The 4,026-nt window shown below is 63.6% G+C and carries 6 protein-coding genes and 1 pseudogene; 4 read left to right on the forward strand and 3 right to left on the reverse strand.

All coding sequences use genetic code 11. From position 1 onward, the window contains the following. On the forward strand, positions 1-253 hold a 253-nt coding region (locus tag EN943_RS35585), incomplete at its 5' end, for a hydroxyacylglutathione hydrolase C-terminal domain-containing protein (protein WP_281060879.1). Between the two features lie 22 nt (positions 254-275). Further along, complete coding sequence (locus EN943_RS35590; RefSeq protein WP_127416452.1) at positions 276-704, forward strand: cupin domain-containing protein; 429 nt, start codon at positions 276-278, stop codon at positions 702-704. Between the two features lie 13 nt (positions 705-717). Here EN943_RS35590 and EN943_RS35595 read toward each other — a convergent pair whose 3' ends face one another. Genes EN943_RS35595 through EN943_RS35605 form a run of 3 tightly spaced genes read right to left on the reverse strand, consistent with a single transcriptional unit; the run spans position 718 to position 3,123 of the window. Further along, a complete protein-coding gene (locus tag EN943_RS35595) occupies positions 718-1,392 on the reverse strand; it encodes a lysoplasmalogenase (RefSeq protein WP_127416453.1) in 675 nt (224 codons plus the stop codon). Continuing rightward, positions 1,389-2,300, reverse strand: a complete 912-nt coding sequence (locus tag EN943_RS35600; protein ID WP_127416454.1) for an EamA family transporter — start codon at positions 2,298-2,300, stop codon at positions 1,389-1,391. The genes EN943_RS35595 and EN943_RS35600 overlap by 4 nt, the downstream gene beginning before the upstream one ends. Positions 2,301-2,334: 34 nt before the next feature. Further along, positions 2,335-3,123 (reverse strand): DUF3108 domain-containing protein, encoded by a 789-nt coding sequence (locus EN943_RS35605; RefSeq protein ID WP_127416455.1) that lies wholly within the window; start codon positions 3,121-3,123, stop codon positions 2,335-2,337. Positions 3,124-3,379: 256 nt separating this feature from the next. On the opposite strand from EN943_RS35605, the gene rpmB reads away from it, so the two are divergent. Together rpmB and EN943_RS38690 are read left to right on the forward strand one after the other, a co-directional pair. After that, entirely contained in the window at positions 3,380-3,676 is a 297-nt protein-coding gene (gene rpmB / locus EN943_RS35610) for a 50S ribosomal protein L28 (protein ID WP_013529373.1), read from the forward strand. A 183-nt stretch (positions 3,677-3,859) separates the two neighbouring features. Further along, positions 3,860-4,026: pseudogene (locus EN943_RS38690) on the forward strand (VUT family protein); the annotation flags it as partial.

The following is a 4,026-nucleotide window of genomic DNA, read 5'->3' on the forward strand; positions in this document are numbered from 1 at the left end:
ATACACACTCTCCAACGCCCGTTTCGCGCTGACCGTCGACCCGTCCAATTCGGCATTGAAGGAACGCGTCGCCAGGATCGAAAAGCTGCGCGCCGACGGCAAGGCGACGCTGCCGACGACGATCGGCGAGGAACTGTCGACCAATCCCTTCCTGCGCTGGCACGATCCGGCGATCCGCAAGCATCTTGGGCTGGAGAAGGTTTCCGACGCCGAGGTCTTTGCCGAAATCCGCAAGCGCAAGGACAACTTCTAGAGCCCGTGGTATCGTCGATGTCATGACCAGCTCCGCCGAAATCATCGCGACGCTCGGGCTGAAGCCGCATCCGGAAGGCGGCTGGTATGCCGAGACCTTTCGCGATGGCACCGGCGGCGCGCGCGACCATTCGACCGCCATTTATTTCCTGCTTGAGGAGCATCAAGTTTCGGCCTGGCACCGGGTCAAGGACGCCGCCGAGGTCTGGCATTTCCATGCCGGCGCCCCGCTGGCACTGGCGATGTGGGAGGATGGCAGTACCGTTGTGGAGCAGGTGCTCGGCATCGATCTCGCAGCCGGTGAGCGGCCGCAGATCGTCGTGCCGGCGGGATGGTGGCAATCGGCGCGCAGCCTGGGCGAATGGACGCTGGTCGGCTGCACAGTCGCGCCGGGCTTCGAGTTTGCCGCCTTTGAGCTGGCGGCACCTGGCTGGCAGCCTGGACAGTCCTAACTTGGCAAGAAGCCTAATTTAGCAAGAACCCAAGCGTGATCCCCAGTTGGGCGGCGTAGTACAGCGCCCAGACGGCGAAGCGCATCCATGCGCGGTGTGGCGAGATGGCGGCCACAAGGAATTTCTCCGTGGCGAGCAACCCGTCCGACGCCATGAACAGCACGGCGCCGCCGATCACCCAGATATTGCTTGTCGTCAGCGCCGAGATACCCATGACCAGGATCGCAGCGACATAGACGGTGATCGGAATACGCAGGCCGGGACCGACGCGACGCCAGAGCGCCGCCAGCATGACGATCGCAAACACCGCCATGGCAAGCGTGATCGCTCCGCGCCACGATTCGGTGCCAAGCACTCCCAACCCGCCACCGCTGCGCAGGAACAGCGCGACATAGACGATGTGGGCGACAAGAAAACTTGCCAGCCCGCCGAGAAAGGCCTTTTCGCCGTCGCGCGACAGGAATGCGTCGCCAACGGCGCTGAGTGCGAGCGCGGCGACCAGCAGCAGCGGGCCGCCCTGCAGCCCGGCCAGCACGGCAAGCATCGCCACGGCAAGCGTCTTTGCCGCCGAGCGGGCAAGCGTCGGCGGCATGCCAAGCGTGAAGGCGTAGATCACCGCCGCCGCCAGCGAAAAGATCAGCGTCGCATTCGCATTGGCGTCGATGCCGCCCGTAAACGGCATCGTCATGCCTGGGCTCCGCCTTCGGATGCCCTGGCTCCGCCTTCGGATGCAGGCTTGCGCAGGAACAGGGATTTTGCGGCGAGCACCGCGCCGCCGGTGATGAGCACGCAGGCGGCGAGGATGCGCAACGACGGCTCGGCGACGCCGGCCGCGATCAGCACCAGCGTCGACAACAGCGGTGCGGCGTAGCTTGCAGCACCCAGCACCTGGATGTTGCCGCGCTTGACGCCGATGTCCCAGGCATAGAAGGCAGCACCTACGGGCATCAGGCCAAGGCCGAGCACGGCCAGCCACTGGCCGGCGCCGTCAGGCAGAACCGTCTGTTCCAGCGCCAGGTGGCAGGCGAGCGACAGCACCGCGGTCGCCGCGCAGAACCAGGTGACGATGCTGGTCGGCACCGACGGGAAGCGCCGTGACAACAACGAATAGGACGACCACAGCACGGCGCAGACGGCGGCCATGGCATAGCCGAAGGCATAGCGGGCGTCGAAGGCCAGCCCGCCACCCTTGGTGACGATCAGCACGGTGCCGGCAAGGCCGAGCAGCGCGCCGACGACATGGCTCCACGCAAGTTTTTCGCCCGGCATCAGCGCCGAGCCGAGCACGATCAGCAAAGGCCACAGATAGGCGATCAGGCTCGCCTCCACCGCCGGTGCATTGCGCAGCGCGGTGAAGTAGAAGAAGTGGTAGCCGAACAGGCCGGCAATGCCGATCAGCCACACCTGCGGCGGTGTCTTCTGGCTCTTGTCGGGTGCCGGCATGAACAGCCGCGCGACGAGCCCGACGCCGGTGCCGATCGAGAAGGTGATCGCCGACAAGAGGAACGGCGGCACCTGGCCCGACGCATCGGTGAGCAGTGCGAGCAGCGCCCACATGGCGACCGCCGAAAAGCCGATCAGTGTTGCGCGCCCCATTCTGTCTCCAGTGGCGCGCCAATTCTGCGCCCGGCTATTGTACCGCTTCGAAACGCCCGGCGCTGATGGTCAAGGTGCCGATCTGCGTGCCCACCGTGGCATGGATCGGCGCATATACGCCGGTTTGGCCGAGCGGTGCAAACGTCACCATCATGCGGCTTTTGTTCTTGAGATAGTTGAGCGCCTTGCGGCCCTTGCGATAGCCCGCCACCGGCTCGAAGCCCATCTGGCAGGTGACGGTGTCGCCCTTGTAGCCCGGCACCGAGATCGTGCCTTTCGACGCGTAGGTCAGCGTCAGGTCGGCACGCATCTCGCCGTCATAGAACTTCACCGTGCGGCCGCAGACCTGGTCGAGACTGTCGGCATGAATGACGGTGGCGGCCATGGGATCGAGCACCGATGCCAGGTCGCCGGCACCGAGCGGTACCCAGTTCTTGGGGTCGCGTTTGCCCGGTGCCGGGACGACCTGCGTCGAGGTGACCCTGCCATTGGCAAAGCGGATATCGACCACCGATGCCTTCTTGCCGGAGGTGTAATCGGCGCGGAATGCCTGCGGCACCATCTTCTTGCCCGCAATCGTGCCTTTGGATGAGATCGTGCCGCGCGTGTCGTCGAACAGCTTGGCGAGACCGGCCGCGGTGACACTGCCTTGGATCGCGTAGGCGCCGTTCTCATAGCTGCTGGAAAACGTTGATCTCGCTATCGAAAGACCAAGGAACGACACCGTGTATTCGCCCTTGAACGACTGCGGCGAGGCAGCAGACGCGGCGGACGGCAAGGCTATGGCAAGCATGGCGGCAAGGGCATGTGACGAACGAAGCATGGCGGGATCGGTCCTTGATTTTCGGCCGGAGGCGGGCAACTCCGGTCTGGCATGTCCCTATCAGACCGCTTATAGGATGAATTCCGGCCTTAATATGAAATGCCGGGCGCGTCCGTGGGCAAGCCGGAGCTTGACGCCTCGGCGAAATGCAACTATGGAACGCCAACTTTTTCCATAAGGCCGCCTGACCAGAACCGCGCGCCACCCGGCGTGGGCTTGAGTGTTTGGCAGACCCCGAGAACTGAAGGTTAGAACAATGTCCCGCACCTGCGAACTCACTGCCAAGGCAGTCATGTCCGGCAACAATGTGAGCCACGCCAACAACAAGACCAAGCGTCGCTTTCTGCCGAACCTCGTCAATGTGACGCTGATTTCGGAAGCGCTGAACCAGAACGTGCGCCTGCGCATTTCGGCCAACGCGCTGCGTTCGGTCGAACATCGCGGCGGCCTCGACGCCTTCCTGGCCAAGGCAGACGTCAAGGAATTGTCGCAGCGCGCCCGTTTGCTGAAGAAGCAGATCGCCAAGAAGACCGCCGAACAGGCTGCCGCTTAAAACAGTTCAAAGGCGGGGGACGACCGCCCTGGCCAACCTCTTGCTGGCCTCTGGCCAACATCTTGTTGGCCTGAGCATCGGATCGAAGCCGCAAGGTTTTGGCAATCCGGTGCCCACATACGAAGGCAAGCATCGCCCGCATGGGCATGATGCTTGGCTGGTTCCATTACCCAGGATAAAAAAATGACTTCCTTCTCGCGGTATTTGCCATTCGTGGCCGCCATGGCGCTTGTCGTCGTGGCATCGAACATTCTCGTGCAGTTCCCGATGCAGGGCCAGATCGGCGGCCTCTCGCTGGCCGACATTCTGACTTGGGGCGCCTTCACCTATCCCTTCTCGTTCCTGGTCAC

Source organism: Mesorhizobium sp. M7A.F.Ca.US.006.01.1.1 (genome assembly GCF_003997935.1).
In the GTDB taxonomy this organism is placed as follows: domain Bacteria; phylum Pseudomonadota; class Alphaproteobacteria; order Rhizobiales; family Rhizobiaceae; genus Mesorhizobium.

Excerpts from the sequence above, each read along its gene's own strand:
- EN943_RS35590 (WP_127416452.1), top strand. The coding sequence starts at position 276 with ATGACCAGCTCCGCCGAAATCATCGCGACGCTCGGGCTGAAGCCGCAT.
- EN943_RS35595 (WP_127416453.1), bottom strand. The coding sequence starts at position 1,392 with ATGACGATGCCGTTTACGGGCGGCATCGACGCCAATGCGAATGCGACG.
- EN943_RS35600 (WP_127416454.1), bottom strand. The coding sequence starts at position 2,300 with ATGGGGCGCGCAACACTGATCGGCTTTTCGGCGGTCGCCATGTGGGCG.
- EN943_RS35605 (WP_127416455.1), bottom strand. The coding sequence starts at position 3,123 with ATGCTTCGTTCGTCACATGCCCTTGCCGCCATGCTTGCCATAGCCTTG.
- rpmB (WP_013529373.1), top strand. The coding sequence starts at position 3,380 with ATGTCCCGCACCTGCGAACTCACTGCCAAGGCAGTCATGTCCGGCAAC.